This window comes from Methylobacterium sp. J-043 (assembly GCF_022829505.1).
Lineage (GTDB): Bacteria > Pseudomonadota > Alphaproteobacteria > Rhizobiales > Beijerinckiaceae > Methylobacterium > Methylobacterium extorquens_A.
This window is the reverse complement of the sequence record NZ_JAKSYB010000075.1, coordinates 25290-38290: the sequence shown is the minus strand read 5'-3', so window position 1 is coordinate 38290 and position 13001 is coordinate 25290. Positions and strand designations below refer to the sequence as shown.

General features: G+C 68.8%; 15 protein-coding genes. 7 read left to right on the top strand and 8 right to left on the bottom strand.

What is annotated here, in order from left to right; all coding sequences use genetic code 11:
- Positions 1 to 58: 58 nt before the first annotated feature.
- A complete protein-coding gene (gene yajC, locus MKK50_RS23415) occupies positions 59 to 391 on the bottom strand; it encodes a preprotein translocase subunit YajC (protein WP_253369590.1) in 333 nt (110 codons plus the stop codon).
- A gap of 304 nt (positions 392 to 695) precedes the next feature.
- Here yajC and MKK50_RS23410 point away from each other — a divergent pair, with 304 nt between their 5' ends.
- Positions 696 to 1586: an ATP-binding protein gene (locus MKK50_RS23410; protein WP_499025579.1), complete on the top strand. Its 891-nt coding sequence runs from the start codon at positions 696 to 698 to the stop codon at positions 1584 to 1586.
- 146 nt (positions 1587 to 1732) lie between these two features.
- Here MKK50_RS23410 and MKK50_RS23405 read toward each other — a convergent pair whose 3' ends face one another.
- From MKK50_RS23405 to serS, 4 genes are all read right to left on the bottom strand, one after another.
- Positions 1733 to 3076, bottom strand: coding sequence for a murein hydrolase activator EnvC family protein (locus tag MKK50_RS23405; RefSeq protein ID WP_499025577.1), 1344 nt, complete (start codon positions 3074 to 3076; stop codon positions 1733 to 1735).
- 204 nt (positions 3077 to 3280) lie between these two features.
- Positions 3281 to 3979, bottom strand: a complete 699-nt coding sequence (locus MKK50_RS23400; RefSeq protein ID WP_499025575.1) for a protein-L-isoaspartate O-methyltransferase family protein — start codon at positions 3977 to 3979, stop codon at positions 3281 to 3283.
- Positions 3980 to 4003: 24 nt separating this feature from the next.
- The gene (surE, locus tag MKK50_RS23395; protein ID WP_135297463.1) at positions 4004 to 4768 is read right to left on the bottom strand and encodes a 5'/3'-nucleotidase SurE; all 765 of its coding nucleotides are present in this window, start codon (positions 4766 to 4768) and stop codon (positions 4004 to 4006) included.
- The gene (serS, locus tag MKK50_RS23390) at positions 4768 to 6141 is read right to left on the bottom strand and encodes a serine--tRNA ligase (RefSeq protein WP_499025573.1); all 1374 of its coding nucleotides are present in this window, start codon (positions 6139 to 6141) and stop codon (positions 4768 to 4770) included. The genes surE and serS overlap by 1 nt, the downstream gene beginning before the upstream one ends.
- A 480-nt stretch (positions 6142 to 6621) precedes the next feature.
- Between serS and pqqA (MKK50_RS23385) the strand changes: the two genes are divergently transcribed.
- Both pqqA (MKK50_RS23385) and pqqA (MKK50_RS23380) read left to right on the top strand, forming a co-directional pair.
- The gene (gene pqqA, locus MKK50_RS23385) at positions 6622 to 6711 is read left to right on the top strand and encodes a pyrroloquinoline quinone precursor peptide PqqA (protein ID WP_015857429.1); all 90 of its coding nucleotides are present in this window, start codon (positions 6622 to 6624) and stop codon (positions 6709 to 6711) included.
- Between the two features lie 62 nt (positions 6712 to 6773).
- Complete coding sequence (gene pqqA, locus MKK50_RS23380) at positions 6774 to 6863, top strand: pyrroloquinoline quinone precursor peptide PqqA (RefSeq protein WP_015857429.1); 90 nt, start codon at positions 6774 to 6776, stop codon at positions 6861 to 6863.
- 158 nt (positions 6864 to 7021) lie between these two features.
- Here the strand turns inward: pqqA (MKK50_RS23380) and ldtR are convergent, their stop codons facing one another.
- The 3 genes from ldtR to MKK50_RS23365 form a co-directional block, all read right to left on the bottom strand.
- Positions 7022 to 7540: a transcriptional regulator LdtR gene (ldtR, locus tag MKK50_RS23375; RefSeq protein ID WP_056199484.1), complete on the bottom strand. Its 519-nt coding sequence runs from the start codon at positions 7538 to 7540 to the stop codon at positions 7022 to 7024.
- A gap of 161 nt (positions 7541 to 7701) precedes the next feature.
- The gene (locus MKK50_RS23370; RefSeq protein WP_253369581.1) at positions 7702 to 8169 is read right to left on the bottom strand and encodes a DUF6163 family protein; all 468 of its coding nucleotides are present in this window, start codon (positions 8167 to 8169) and stop codon (positions 7702 to 7704) included.
- Complete coding sequence (locus MKK50_RS23365) at positions 8166 to 9326, bottom strand: enoyl-CoA hydratase/isomerase family protein (RefSeq protein WP_499025572.1); 1161 nt, start codon at positions 9324 to 9326, stop codon at positions 8166 to 8168. Before MKK50_RS23365 ends, MKK50_RS23370 begins: the two co-directional genes overlap by 4 nt.
- 658 nt (positions 9327 to 9984) lie before the next feature.
- Here MKK50_RS23365 and hemB point away from each other — a divergent pair.
- The 4 genes from hemB (at position 9985) to MKK50_RS23345 (ending at position 12969) form a co-directional block, all read left to right on the top strand.
- The gene (gene hemB / locus MKK50_RS23360) at positions 9985 to 11040 is read left to right on the top strand and encodes a porphobilinogen synthase (RefSeq protein ID WP_499025571.1); all 1056 of its coding nucleotides are present in this window, start codon (positions 9985 to 9987) and stop codon (positions 11038 to 11040) included.
- 28 nt (positions 11041 to 11068) lie between these two features.
- Positions 11069 to 11470, top strand: coding sequence for a hypothetical protein (locus MKK50_RS23355; RefSeq protein ID WP_499025570.1), 402 nt, complete (start codon positions 11069 to 11071; stop codon positions 11468 to 11470).
- A 118-nt stretch (positions 11471 to 11588) separates the two neighbouring features.
- A complete protein-coding gene (locus MKK50_RS23350; protein ID WP_253369574.1) occupies positions 11589 to 12083 on the top strand; it encodes an RDD family protein in 495 nt (164 codons plus the stop codon).
- A 139-nt stretch (positions 12084 to 12222) separates the two neighbouring features.
- The gene (locus tag MKK50_RS23345; protein WP_499025569.1) at positions 12223 to 12969 is read left to right on the top strand and encodes an arginyltransferase; all 747 of its coding nucleotides are present in this window, start codon (positions 12223 to 12225) and stop codon (positions 12967 to 12969) included.
- Positions 12970 to 13001 lie beyond the last annotated feature (32 nt).

The following is a 13001-nucleotide window of genomic DNA, read 5'->3' as shown; positions in this document are numbered from 1 at the left end:
TCCGACTGGTTTTACCGAAAGGTGCCGGGCCTGTGCGCCGACACCCTCATGTGACCTCTCAGGAGGCCTTGACCGGGGCGCCCTTGACGCGAACCTCGGAGATCATCGTGCGCACCACCTTCACACGGACGTTCGGGGCGATCTCGACCTCGATCTCGGTGGCGTCGTCCGCGACCTTCGTGACACGGCCGACGAGGCCTCCCGTGGTCACGATGGTATCCTCGCGGCGCACGTTCTTCACCATGTTCTGGTGATCCTTGAGCCGGCGCTGCTGCGGGCGCAGGATCAGGAAATACATGATCACGAAGATCAGGACGAAGGGCACGAACTGCAACGCGACATCCGCGCCGCTTCCGGCACCGACTCCTTGCGCGAAGGCGGGGGTGATCAACGCGAGAAACTCCTGATCGAGGGCAGACGGCCCGTGAGGCCCGGCGGGACCGGTGCCTTGCGACGACGGGCTTGTCAAAATCGGCTTGCCGAAAGCGACTTGCCAAAAAGAGACTTGCCAGGACCGGCAGGGCAGAACCGACCTGCCGGAAAGCGCGCGGACTATAGCGACGGGCGATTCGAAAGCAACGGCGGGCGATGCATCCGGGCCCGTGCCGTTGCGGTTCCCCTTTCTTTCGGCCTTCGCCTACAAGGCGCCACCTCAGCGAGGGCGGCCGCCCTCCGCCGCAACCGGACCCGAGATCATGGCCTCAGAGCCGACGCCTGCCGACCCGATCCCGCATCTCCTGCCGCTTCTGGAGCGGATCGCCGCAGCCCTGGAGCGCGCCGCCCCGCCCACCGTCCCGAAGGTGGATACGAATGCCGCCGACGCCTTCCTGTGGGGGCCCGAGCGGCGGCTGATCCCGGTGCCGCGGGTCAATCGGGTCGAGATCGGTCTCCTCACCGGCATCGATCGGGCCCGCGACACCCTGGTGGAGAACACCGAGCGCTTCGCCCGCGGATTGCCGGCCAACAACGCCCTGCTCTGGGGCGCGCGCGGCATGGGCAAGTCCTCGCTGGTCAAGGCGGCCCATGCCGAGATCAACGCCCGCCGGCCCGACGGCAGCCTGCCGATGAAGCTCGTGGAGATCCACCGCGAGGACATCGAGGCGTTGCCCGAGCTGATGAGCCTGCTCCGGAACGATCCGCATCCCTGGCTGGTGTTCTGCGACGACCTCTCGTTCGATGCCGACGACACCTCCTACAAGTCGCTCAAGACGGCGCTCGACGGCGGCATCGAGGGGCGGCCGGGCAACGTGCTGTTCTATGCCACCTCGAACCGCCGCCACCTGCTCGCCCGCGAGATGGTCGAGAACGAGCGCTCCACGGCGATCAATCCGGGCGAGGCAGTGGAGGAGAAGGTCTCGCTCTCCGACCGCTTCGGCCTCTGGCTCGGCTTCCACAAATGCAGCCAGGACGAGTATCTGGCGATGATTTCCGCCTACGTGGATCGCTACGGCCTGAACGTGGAGCCGGAGCGTCTGCGGGCTGAGGCGCTCGAATGGGCCACCACTCGCGGCTCACGCTCGGGGCGCACCGCGTTCCAGTTCATTCAGGATCTGGCCGGACGGTTGGGACAACGGCTGGAGGGATAGTTTTTTCGTCCCCGCAACCGGATTGCCGAGTATCCCCTCGCCCAGCAGGCGGGGAGAGGGGTGTGCCGACCGCGCCGACGAGACCCAAAACGAAAACGGCGGCTCCTCGCGGAGCCGCCGTTTTCGTTTCATGTCGGGAGAAAGGATCAGCCGCCGAGATGGGGCATCGGATCGACCGGGGTCGCACCCTTGCGCAGCTCGAAGTGGAGCTGGGGCGAGGTGACATTGCCGGTGGCGCCGGACTTGGCGATGGTCTGGCCGCGCTTCACCTTCTCGCCGGGGCGCACGTCCAGCTCGCCGTTATGGGCGTAGGCCGAGACGTAGCCGTTGGTGTGCCGCACCAGCACGAGCTTGCCGTAGCCCTTCACGTCGGAGCCGGCATAGGCCACGGTGCCGTCCTCGGCGGCCTTGACCGGCGTACCCTCGGGCACGGCGATGTTGATGCCCTCGTTGCCGGACGACCCGTAGGCATTGATGATCCGGCCCTTGGCGGGCCAGCGGAACGACTCGGCCGGGGCTGCCGGGGCGGCGGCCGGGATCGGGGCCGCCGCGTCGGCGCTGGCGACCTTCACGGGGGCAGCCGGCGCCGCTTCCTTCGCGGAAGCCTTGGCGGCCTCCTTGCTCTCCTTGGCGGCAGCTTTCGCCGCCGTCTCCGCGGCGCGGGCTTCGGCCAGCTTCTTGGCGGCGTCCGCCTTGGCCTGCTTGGCCTCGGCTTCGGCCTTGCGGGCGGCGTCCGCCTTCGCAGCCTCCTTGGCTGCATCCTTCGGATCGGCCTTCGTCTCGGCCTTGGCGACCTTCTCAGGCCCCTTCTGGCCCGGACGCGGATGCTTGGCAGCCTCCGCCGCCTTCTTCGCCTCGGCCGCCTTGGCGTCGGAGAGCTTCTTCGACTGCGCGGCCTTCTCCGCGGCCTTGGCTTCGGCCGCCTTGGCTTCGGCGACCTTCGCGGCGGCGGCCTGCCGCTCCGCGTCGCGGCGGGCCTCGGTGGCCTTCGCGGCGGCGGCCTCGGCGGCACGCTTCTCGGCAGCCTTGTCGACGGGCTTGCCGAACTGGAGCTTGGGCTGCGGCGCTGGGGCGGAGGCGCGCGGCGTCATCGCACGGCCCGCATCGGGGTTCAGGCCGGCCACGTTGCTCGCCATACCGCCGGAGATCGGCTCGGCCGTCGCGACGCGGGTCACGGTCCTCGGCGCGGTCGGGGCGGCGCTGATCGCGCCGGGGCGCGGCGACAGGGCCGGGCCGGGGGCGGGCAGCGCCTGCGACTGGATGCGCGGCGTGCGGATCGCGGGCGCCGGCGCCATCTCACCGTCCACGCCGTCTTCCGGCAGGCTGCCGGTGGCCGAGGGCTCACCCGTCAGCGAGGCGAACGGGTTGGTGAAGGGATCGCCGAGACGCGAGGCGTCCGACGAACAGGCAGCGGTGCCACCGCCGATCATACCGATGAGGGCGAAGCGCGAAAGCGTCCTCAAGCCCAGTCTTTTCCCCCGAACCCGCATCGACGCACCCGCTTGAACACTGACGCAACGTGATGAGCTATTCAAACGGGATTCAGGTTAAGCAACCGTTCCCGAGATCGTCACAGGGATCGGTTTCGCGCGGGTTCCGTAAAGGTTGAGGAAGTCTGGCAACGGGGCCGATTGCGCGTCCGAGCGGGCGAGACCTCCCCGCGACGCGCACGCGCCGAACCGTTGGTCGGGCCGCTAGGAGCCCAGCGCACGCCCCGGCGTCAGGGGGCCGAGGCGCAGGGCTGCCCCTTCCGTCCGGGCGTAGGCGGCCGCGCTGTCGCGGGTCAGCGTCACGAGCCGGCTCCCCCGCCCGGTCCAATGGCCCGCCACCAGCCGGCCGCCGGATTTGAGCGCGGCGGGCAGGTGCGGCGGCAGCGCGGTGAGGCTGCCGTTGACGAGGATGCGGTCGTAGCTTCCGCCCCGCACGACTTCGGGTGCGAGCCCGTCATGGGTCTCGACGGTCACGTCGGCGAGGTCGGGCCCGAGATGCGCCCGCGCCGCGCGGGCGAGCCCCTCGTAGCGCTCCAGGCTGCGCACATGGGCGGCCCCGAGCCGCACCAGCAGGGCGGTGACGTAGCCCGTGCCCGTGCCGACCTCCAGCACGCGCTGGCCGGGGGCGAGGTCGAGGGCGCCGAGCATCTGTGCGACGATGCTCGGTGCGGTCATGGTCTGGCCGCAGGCGAGCGGCAGGGCGATGTCGCGCCGCGCATGGGGGCGCAGGGCCGGCGGCGCGAAGCGCTCGCGCGGCACCTGCTCCATCGCCCGCAGCACGGCGGTGTCGCGCACGCCCCGCTCGCGCAGGGCCAGCACGAAGGCGGCGTTGCCGGTCGCCTCCGCCAGCCCTGCGGACAGCCTGTCGGCCCGTTCGTCGGGCTCTCGGGCCTCAGGCGGCATGAGGGCCCGGACGGCCGCCCCCGCTCACGCCCGGAACGCCGCGGCGAAACGGGTGAGTTCCGGTTCGTCGGTGAGGTCGAGCCGCAGCGGCGTCACCGAGATGCGGTTCTCGGCGATCGCCTTGAGATCGGTGCCGTTGCCGGGCTCGAACCGCGCCTTGGCGAAGGCGAGCCAGAAATAGGGATTGCCGCGCCCGTCATGGCGGGCGTCGATCTGCAGGAGCGCCTGGTTGCGCTGGCCCTGCGCCGAGACCGCCACGCCCTGCACGTCCTCCGGCTCGCAATCGGGGAAGTTGACGTTGACAAGGATGCCGGGCTCGATCCCGATCTCCAGGATCTTCTCGATCACCCGCGGCCCGTGCGCGGCGGCGCAGGCCCATTTCAGGTTGGCCCGCCCGCCCGCGCCGTAGGCTTGGCTCAGCGCGATCGAGCGGATGCCGAGGATCGTGCCCTCCATCGCCCCGGCGATGGTGCCGGAATAGGTCACGTCCTCGGCCACGTTCTGCCCGCGGTTGACGCCGGAGAGCACGAGATCGGGCTTATGGTCCTTGAGGATGTGGGCCACCCCCATGATGATGCAGTCCGAGGGCGTGCCCTTCACCGCGAAGCGCTTCTCCGCGATCTGGCGCAGGCGCAGCGGATCGTTGAGCGAGAGCGAGTGCGAGACGCCCGATTGATCGGTCTCGGGTGCCACCACCCAGACGTCGTCGCTGAGCGCGCGGGCGATGCCTTCCAGCGTCTCCAGGCCCGGCGCGTGGATGCCGTCGTCGTTCGTGACCAGGATGCGCATCAGTGGTTCGGTCCCTCGATCCGGTTCAGGCCGCCCATGTAGGGCTGAAGCGCCGACGGGATCGTGACGCTGCCGTCGGCGTTCTGGTAGTTCTCCATCACGGCGATCAGGGCGCGGCCGACCGCGACGCCCGAGCCGTTCAGGGTGTGGACGAAGCCGACCCCCCTGCCCTCTTTCGCCCGGTAGCGCGCATTCATCCGCCGCGCCTGGAACTCGCCGCAGACCGAGCAGGACGAGATCTCGCGATACGTCTGCTGTCCCGGCACCCAGACCTCGATGTCGTAGGTCTTCTGGCTGGCAAAGCCCATGTCGCCGGTGCAGAGCGTCATGACGCGATAGGTAAGATCGAGTTTCTTGAGGACCGCCTCGGCGCAGGCGAGCATCCGCTCGTGCTCCTCGGCCGACTTTTCGGGCGCGGTGATCGAGACCAGCTCGACCTTGTTGAACTGGTGCTGGCGCAGCATGCCGCGGGTGTCGCGCCCCGCCGCCCCGGCCTCCGCGCGGAAGCACGGGGTGAGCGCGGTGAAGCGCAGGGGGAGTTCGTCCTCGGCCAGGATGCTTTCGCGCACGAGGTTGGTGAGCGGGACTTCGGCGGTGGGGACGAGCCAGAAATTTTTGTCGTTCACCTGATCTGGATCGACGTATGGCTCTTGCCGCTGCGTTTCGGCCATAATTTTCAATGTTTTGATGTAATCCAAGCCATTAAAGACGGAAAATTGGTCGTTCTCGAATTTGGGCAACTGTGCCGTGCCAAACATCGCCTCATTCCGGACGAGAATCGGCGGCGCAACTTCCAAATAACCATGCTCGCCCGTGTGCAGGTCGAGCATGAACTGGCCGAGCGCCCGCTCCAGCCGGGCGAGCTGGCCCTTCAGCACGACGAAGCGCGAGCCGGAGAGTTTCGCGGCCGCCTCGAAATCCATCAGCCCGGTGGCCTCGCCGAGCTCGAAGTGCTGGCGGCCTTGCTCCAGGCGCTCACGGGAGGACTCGAAGCGGCGGTACTCGACATTGCCGTGCTCGTCGGCGCCGGGGGGCACGTCCTCCTTCGGACGGTTCGGGATTGCGGCAAGGCGCGCGTCGAGGGCTTTTCCTGCCTCGCCCTGCGCGGCTTCGAGGCCCGGTGCCTCTTCCTTCAGGCGGGCGACCTCGGCCATCAGCTCGGTCGCGCGGGCCTCGTCCTTGGCCTTCTTGGCGGCGCCAATCTCCTTGGAGAGCGCGTTGCGCCGCTCCTGGGCCGCCTGCGCCGCCGAGACCGCGCCCTTGCGGGTGTCGTCGAGGGCGATGAGCTCGGCGCTCAGGGGGGCGAGGCCGCGGCGCTCCAGATCGCGGTCGAAGGCCTCCGGGTTCTCGCGGATGGCGCGGATGTCGTGCATTTCGGGGCTCTCGAAGTCGTGTGCGCGCGAGAGCCCCGCTTTGCCGCATCGCCCCCGGCATCACAAGAGTGGCCGCATCGGCACGGGCTCACGCTAAGGCTGGCCCTCGCACGTGTCGGCACAGGCCCGGAGCCGCTGCCGTCCGATAAAAATGATCGGGAGAATTCGGCAAAAGATCGTGCGAACCGTCCCGGCCATTGCGCTTGTGAATCGCGGTCACCGGCACCATATCCCTGATAGGCCAGCACTTTTCCGCGCATCCTGCAAGAAGATGCTGCTCTCAACCGTCGGCCTGGGCGTTTCTGAGAGCAATCTATGAGAAATATAAGTGTAGGGCCCGCTTGAATTGCGCCCAACGGATTGTCTATATCAAGGGCGTCGAACACGAGGGACCGGGCACACGAACGGTCCACCTCAGTTCGAGGTCGGGCCGGTTGAAAGACCGACCTTCGTATTCAAAACCTCATCAGGAGACACGCCATGAAGTGGTCTGCCCCCGTTGTTGCCGAGATCTGCGTCGGCATGGAAGTCACGTCCTACGAGTCCGCCGAGATCGACACCTTCAACTAAGAAGGCGTCGCCAGCTTAGGCTGGTTCGGTTTCCATCACTTTCGTTTATCAGGAGAAACATCATGAAGTGGTCCGCTCCCGTCGTTGCCGAGATCTGCGTCGGCATGGAAGTCACCTCCTACGAGTCCGCTGAGATCGACACCTTCAACTAAGAAGGCGTCGCCGGACTCGATCCGGTGAGACCAGGGGCGCTGCCTGAGAGGGCGGCGCCCTTTTCGTTTGCGGTGCGACGCGACGAAAAAGCAGGAAGGCCGGAGGGTTCGCGACAGAACCCTCCGGCCTTCCTGCTTTCGATATCCCGGTGCCTTGCTCAGAGACGGTAGCGGATCTGGTCGGTCCAGAAGCGCTCCAGGCGGGACAGCGCGAGGTTGAGGCGGCCGAAATCGTCCTCGGAGATGCCGCCGATCGGCTGGATCGTGCGGGCGTGCTTGTCGTAGAGGCCCTGGATCAGGTCGTGGATCTCGCGGCCCTTTGGGGTCAGGCTGATGCGCACCGAGCGCCGGTCGGTCTTGGAGCGGGCGTGGTGCAGGAAGCCGGCCTCGACCAGCTTCTTGACGTTGTAGGACACGTTCGAGCCGAGATAGTAGCCCTTCGAGCGCAGCTCGCTCGCGGTCAGCTCCTTGTCGCCGATGTTGTAGAGCAGCAGCGCCTGGACGCTGTTGACGTCCTCGCGGCCGCGCCGGTCGAACTCGTCCTTGATGACGTCGAGGAGGCGGCGGTGCAGCCGCTCCACGAGGTGCAGCGCCTCGAGATAGGAGCCGGCGGCGCCCTGAAGCTCCGGGGCGGCGTCGGTGGTCTTGAGGGCGGTGTTGGCGGCCTTCGTGCTCATCGTGGTGCCTTCCTGTCGGTTCGTGCCGGCTCTTGCTGGCCGGCCTCGCTTATGAGGTGAACCTAGCCCCCACCGATGAAAGCCGATTTAAGCGACAGGATGAACTCGCGATTTACTTCTGTCGGTAAATGCAAAATGAAACGATGATGTTGACCTCTTGTTCAGCCTACATCGCGCGCCGCCAGCCAGGATAACACGAAGTAAACAGCGACAATGCTTGCCTGCACTGCGATCACCGGCACCGACATCGGCAGGAGCTGCGGCGTCAGCAGCGCCAGTGTCAGCGCCGAGGTCGCGGCGAGCAGCCAGACCACGCCGCCCCAGGCGCTCGTCAGCCACAGGCCGACCGCGGCCACGAAGTCGATCACCGCGAAGTAGACGATCGCCGATTGCCGTCCCATCGGCAGGTCGGCGAACGGCGTCCGGCCGGGGATCAGATCGAGGATCTCGCCCCAGGTCGCGAGTCCTTTGACGAGCCAGACCAGCGCGGTGATGCGCATGAACCAGACGAGCACCACGTCCCAGCGGGTCTGCGCCCGCGGCGCGGTGCCCTCGATCCGGTCGCCGGCCCCGGCGCTCGGGCGTCCGCGCCCGTCGAGCGTCGAGCCGACCTTGGCGAGCGCCCTCACGACCGTGCCTCCACAGCAGGCGCCGCTTCGTGCGGGCCCTGGCTGCCGTCGAAGAGCGGCTCGGGGCCGTCGAGCAGGCCGAAGGCGGCCTCGATCGCCTCGGCATCGACCGCGTCCAGGGTCGCAGGTTGCCAGGCCGGCCGGTTGTCCTTGTCGACGATCACCGCTCGCACGCCCTCGTAGAAATCATGCCCACGCATCACCCGCTCGCACAGCCGGTACTCCGCCAGAATCGCCTCGGCAAAGCTCAAGCCGGCCCCGCGGCGCATCTGCGCCAGGGCGATGGTCAGGCTGGTGGGTGAGCGGGTGCGGATCGTCGCCGCGGTCGCTTTCGCGAAGGCGGAGCCATCCCGCGCCGACGCGTCGAGCCGGGCGAGCACCTCCGTGACGGTGTCGGCGGAGAAGCAGGCATCGATCAGCGCCCGCTCGGCGACGAGGGGACCGGTCTCCGTCTCCGGCGCGTCGAGGCCGTCGAAGGCGCGGGCGATGGCCCCTCCCCCCGCCAGCCGCTCGATGATGGTCTCGAAGTCTTGCCCCCGCGCCGCGTGGGTCGCGAGGCCGACGGCGAGCGCGTCGCCCGCGCCGATCCGCGCGCCCGTCAGCGCGAGGTAGCGCCCGGTGTAGCCGGGCAGGCGCGGCAGGGCGTAGGTCGCGCCGACATCCGGGAAGAAGCCGATGCCGGTCTCGGGCATGGCGAAGCTGTAGTTCCCGGCTGCGACCCGCACGTCGCCGTGCAGCGAGATGCCGACGCCGCCGCCCATCACGATCCCTTCGATCAGCGCGATGTAGGGCTTCGGGTAGAACTTTACCGTGGCGTCGAGCCAGTATTCCCCGCGCCAGAACGCCATCACGTCGGCATGGCGCCCGGCCTTGCCGAGGGCGTGGATCTGGCGGATGTCGCCGCCCGCGCAGAAGGCGCGTCCGCCGGAGCCCCGCACCACGACCCGGCTGACCCGCGCATCCCCCGCCCAAGCCCGGAGCTGGCGGTGCATCGCCTCCACCATCGGCAGGGTGAGGGCATTGAGCGCCTTCGGCCGTGTCAGGGTGATCAGCCCGGCCTCGCCGCGGGTCTCGAACACGATCTCGGGCTCGGCCGACGGCTCGCGCACGTCCCGTTGCAAGGCTTGTTGTTGCGAGGCCTTTTGCCCACCCGACATTCCGCGCTCCACCGCCGCGCTCCCCTCCGCCGCATCGTCACCCGAGCGGATGCCCGCCGTTTCGAAGCCGGGCCCCGTGCCCGGAGGCTTTGCGCCGGGGGCCTTGCGCGGCCCTCTTAGACGAACTCCCGGGTGGGGCGTCAACGCGGAGCGTGCGACGGCGCCGGACCGCATCGACCGCCTCGCGAGGCGGCTTGGAAAACCGGCCCTCCGACGGAGTCCGCATGCATGGAACCTCTTTCGGCACCCTTCAGAAGCGCTCCGTCGATGTCCGGCGCGTGGGCCTCGGGACGGAGCCGCTCGCATTCGGCGGCCTGCGGCAACGGCACCTTTCGAGCCCGAATTCGAATGTGCTAGGGCACCGCCCGAAGAGGCGCAGACCGGCCTGTCCGAGAAGACGATGCAACAGCAAGAGGCTTGAGTATCGTCGATGGTCGCGCGGTCCGTGGCGCTTTCCTCACCTCTCCTTCTTGTGGCAACCTCCGAACGCCGGATGGTTGTCGGGGGGGCGCACTCGGAACGCTCCGCCCCGAGCCCTCGCCGTCGGGCTTGCGGTCGCGCATGGGTTTGACGTCTTTGTCGTGATGCGATCCTCCGCACCGAACCGGTCTCCCCTTCGGTTCGAGAGCGTCCTGGAGCAACCGGAGTCCTGAGGCTCATGTCTGACGCCACCCCGCGCCCGCTCGCCATCGAGACCGCGCGCGAAGCCGCCCCCGGCGCGGGGCCGCTGAGCCTGACCCAGCGCCCGCGCCGGAACCGCAAGGCGGATTGGTCGCGCCGCCTCGTGCGCGAGCATACCCTCACCGTTGATGACCTGATCTGGCCGCTCTTCGTGATCGAGGGCGAAGGCCGCCGCGAGCCGATCGCCTCCATGCCCGGCGTCGAGCGCCTGAGCGTCGACGAGATTGTGCGCGAGGCCGAGCGCGCCGCGCGGCTCGGCATCCCGGCGATCTCGTTCTTCCCCTACACCGAGCCGTCCCTGCGCGACCCGACCGGCTCCGAGGCGTTGAACCGCGAAAACCTCGTCTGCCGGGCGGTGCGGGCGGTGAAGCGCGCGGTCCCCGAGATCGGCGTGATGACCGATGTCGCGCTCGACCCCTATACCAGCCACGGCCATGACGGCTTGATCGAGGCCGGCGCGATCCTCAACGACGAGACCGTGGCGGTGCTGGTCGAGCAGAGCCTGATCCAGGCCGAGGCCGGCACCGACATCATCGCCCCCTCCGACATGATGGACGGGCGCGTCGGCGCCATCCGCACCGGCCTCGACCGGGCCGGCTTTCGCGACGTGCAGATCATGGCCTACGCCGCGAAATACGCCAGCGCCTTCTACGGGCCGTTCCGCGACGCCATCGGCACCAGCGCGGCGCTGGTCGGCGACAAGCGCACCTACCAGATGGATCCCGGCAACGCGGCCGAGGCCCTGCGCGAGGTGGCTCTCGATCTGGCCGAGGGCGCCGACTCGGTGATGGTCAAGCCGGGCCTGCCCTATCTCGACATCATCACCCGGGTGAAGAGCGAGTTCGGCGTGCCGACCTTCGCCTACCAGGTGTCGGGCGAGTACGCGATGATCGAGGCTGCCGCCCGCAACGGCTGGCTCGACGGCGACCGCGCCATGACCGAGAGCCTGCTCGCCTTCAAGCGCGCGGGCGCCGACGGGGTGCTGACTTACTACGCCCCCCGCGTCGCCGAGCGGCTGCGCGCGGGCGCCTGACGGCGGCCCGACCCCAGGCGCGACGGCCTTGATCCACATCGAGCGGGCGGCGCTGGCGGGCGCCGTCATCCTCTGGCTCGCGGCCGGATTCGGCTGTGACACGGCGCTCGACGCGCGCCGGGCGACGCTCTGCCGCCGGGCGGTGCCGGCGCTCGCCCCGCCCGGCGCCGCGATCGACCTCTTACGGGTGGGATCGGGCGCGAGAAGCGGCAGCGTGCGGGTCGATTACCGCCTCACGGGCTCGGCCGGTGGGCTCGCGAAGGCCGAGGCGACCCGGCCCCGCTTCCTCGTCTGCCATTTCGGCGCCGGCGACGACCTCAACGCGGTGACGACCGAGCAGGGACCGATGACCGGAGCCTCGCTCTACCTGCTCAGGCATTACTACCTGACGACGCCCGAGGCCGAGGCCGCCGATCCCGGAATACGGTGATGGCGATGGGTGGCGGTATAACCTGACGGCGGGAGGATCGCGCCTGCCCTCTCTTGGCAGCACTGCATCGTCTCCCCACTTGATCGGGGTGCACGCAACGGTCGAGGAAGCGGCGGCCATGACGGATTTTCAGCCCGGTTATCACCCCGGTTACACCAACCCGGCGGGCATGCCGGGTCCCGGCGGATTTCCCGTGCCGTATGTGCGGGCGAGTCTCGGCGGGCGCACGGTCGCCTACCTGCTCGATCTCGCCTTCATCTTCGTGTTCACGGCCGTGCTCGCCACGGCGATTGCGATCCTCGGCGTGCTCACCTTCGGCTTTGCGTGGATGCTGTTCCCGATCCTCGGCGTCAGCGGCATCCTCTACAGCGCAATCACGGTGGGCGGCCCCAAGCAGAGCACGCTCGGGATGCGCATGCTCGGCCTGCGCGTGGTGGCACCCGAGAGCGGCCGCCCGGTGGATTTCCTGACGGCGGGCATCCATGCGCTGCTGTTCTACGTGGCGATCTCGACCTTCCTGCTCTGGTGCATCGACGTGGTGTTCGGTCTCGTCCGCTCCGACCGGCGCCTCGGCCACGACCTGCTGCTGGGTCTCGCCGTCGTGCGCGACTGATCCCTCCTTCGGGTGAGGGGATGGCGGCGGAAAGCCGCCGTCATGCCCGATCAATCCGGTTGAGCCCCGCGGCGATCCCGTTACATTGGCTGTGGTGCCAGCGTTCGATGCCGTGGCCCCGAGGGCGAGCCTTCCCAGCGTGACGAGCCATCCGCGCGACACACCGCAATTCTACCTCACGGCGCCCTCCCCTTGCCCGTACCTACCGGGCCAGGAGGAGCGCAAGGTGTTCACCCACCTCGTCGGGCGGCGTGCCCGGGACCTCAACGAGATCCTGACCCAGGGCGGCTTCCGCCGCTCGCAGACCATCGCCTACCGCCCGGCCTGCGAGACCTGCCGCGCCTGCGTCTCGGTGCGGGTCGTGGTCGAGGATTTCGCCATCACCGCGAGCCAGCGGCGCATCCTCCAGCGCAATGCCGAACTCATCGGCACGCCGGAGCCGAACCGTCCGGCCTCCGAGCAATACGCCCTGTTCCGCCGCTATCTCGACGCCCGCCACGGCGATGGCGGCATGGTCGACATGACGGTGCTCGACTACGCGATGATGATCGAGGACAGCCACGTCGACACCCATCTCGTCGTCTACCGCGAGCGTGGGCCCGACAGCGCGATCCACGGCCGCGGCGTCGGCGCCCCCGTCGCGGTCTGCCTCACCGACGTCCTCGCCGACGGCCTGTCGATGGTCTACTCGTTCTACGATCCTGCCGAGGCCAGCCGCTCGCTCGGCACCTACATGATCCTCGACCACATCCGCCGCGCCCGCGCCCTGGGCCTGCCGTATCTGTATCTCGGCTACTGGGTCGATGGCTCCCGCAAGATGGACTACAAGGCCAAGTTCAAGCCGCAGGAACGGCTGATGCCGCAGGGCTGGATGCGGGTGGAGTAGCGCGCGGCGCCCCCGTCACATGCCCGCATGCG

Bases quoted from the DNA above. Each gene is read 5' to 3' on its own strand.
- MKK50_RS23410 (WP_499025579.1), top strand. From the start codon at position 696: ATGGCCTCAGAGCCGACGCCTGCCGACCCGATCCCGCATCTCCTGCCG.
- MKK50_RS23405 (WP_499025577.1), bottom strand. From the start codon at position 3,076: ATGCGGGTTCGGGGGAAAAGACTGGGCTTGAGGACGCTTTCGCGCTTC.
- MKK50_RS23400 (WP_499025575.1), bottom strand. From the start codon at position 3,979: ATGCCGCCTGAGGCCCGAGAGCCCGACGAACGGGCCGACAGGCTGTCC.
- surE (WP_135297463.1), bottom strand. From the start codon at position 4,768: ATGCGCATCCTGGTCACGAACGACGACGGCATCCACGCGCCGGGCCTG.
- serS (WP_499025573.1), bottom strand. From the start codon at position 6,141: ATGCACGACATCCGCGCCATCCGCGAGAACCCGGAGGCCTTCGACCGC.
- pqqA (WP_015857429.1), top strand. From the start codon at position 6,622: ATGAAGTGGTCTGCCCCCGTTGTTGCCGAGATCTGCGTCGGCATGGAA.
- pqqA (WP_015857429.1), top strand. From the start codon at position 6,774: ATGAAGTGGTCCGCTCCCGTCGTTGCCGAGATCTGCGTCGGCATGGAA.
- ldtR (WP_056199484.1), bottom strand. From the start codon at position 7,540: ATGAGCACGAAGGCCGCCAACACCGCCCTCAAGACCACCGACGCCGCC.
- MKK50_RS23365 (WP_499025572.1), bottom strand. From the start codon at position 9,326: ATGTCGGGTGGGCAAAAGGCCTCGCAACAACAAGCCTTGCAACGGGAC.
- hemB (WP_499025571.1), top strand. From the start codon at position 9,985: ATGTCTGACGCCACCCCGCGCCCGCTCGCCATCGAGACCGCGCGCGAA.
- MKK50_RS23350 (WP_253369574.1), top strand. From the start codon at position 11,589: ATGACGGATTTTCAGCCCGGTTATCACCCCGGTTACACCAACCCGGCG.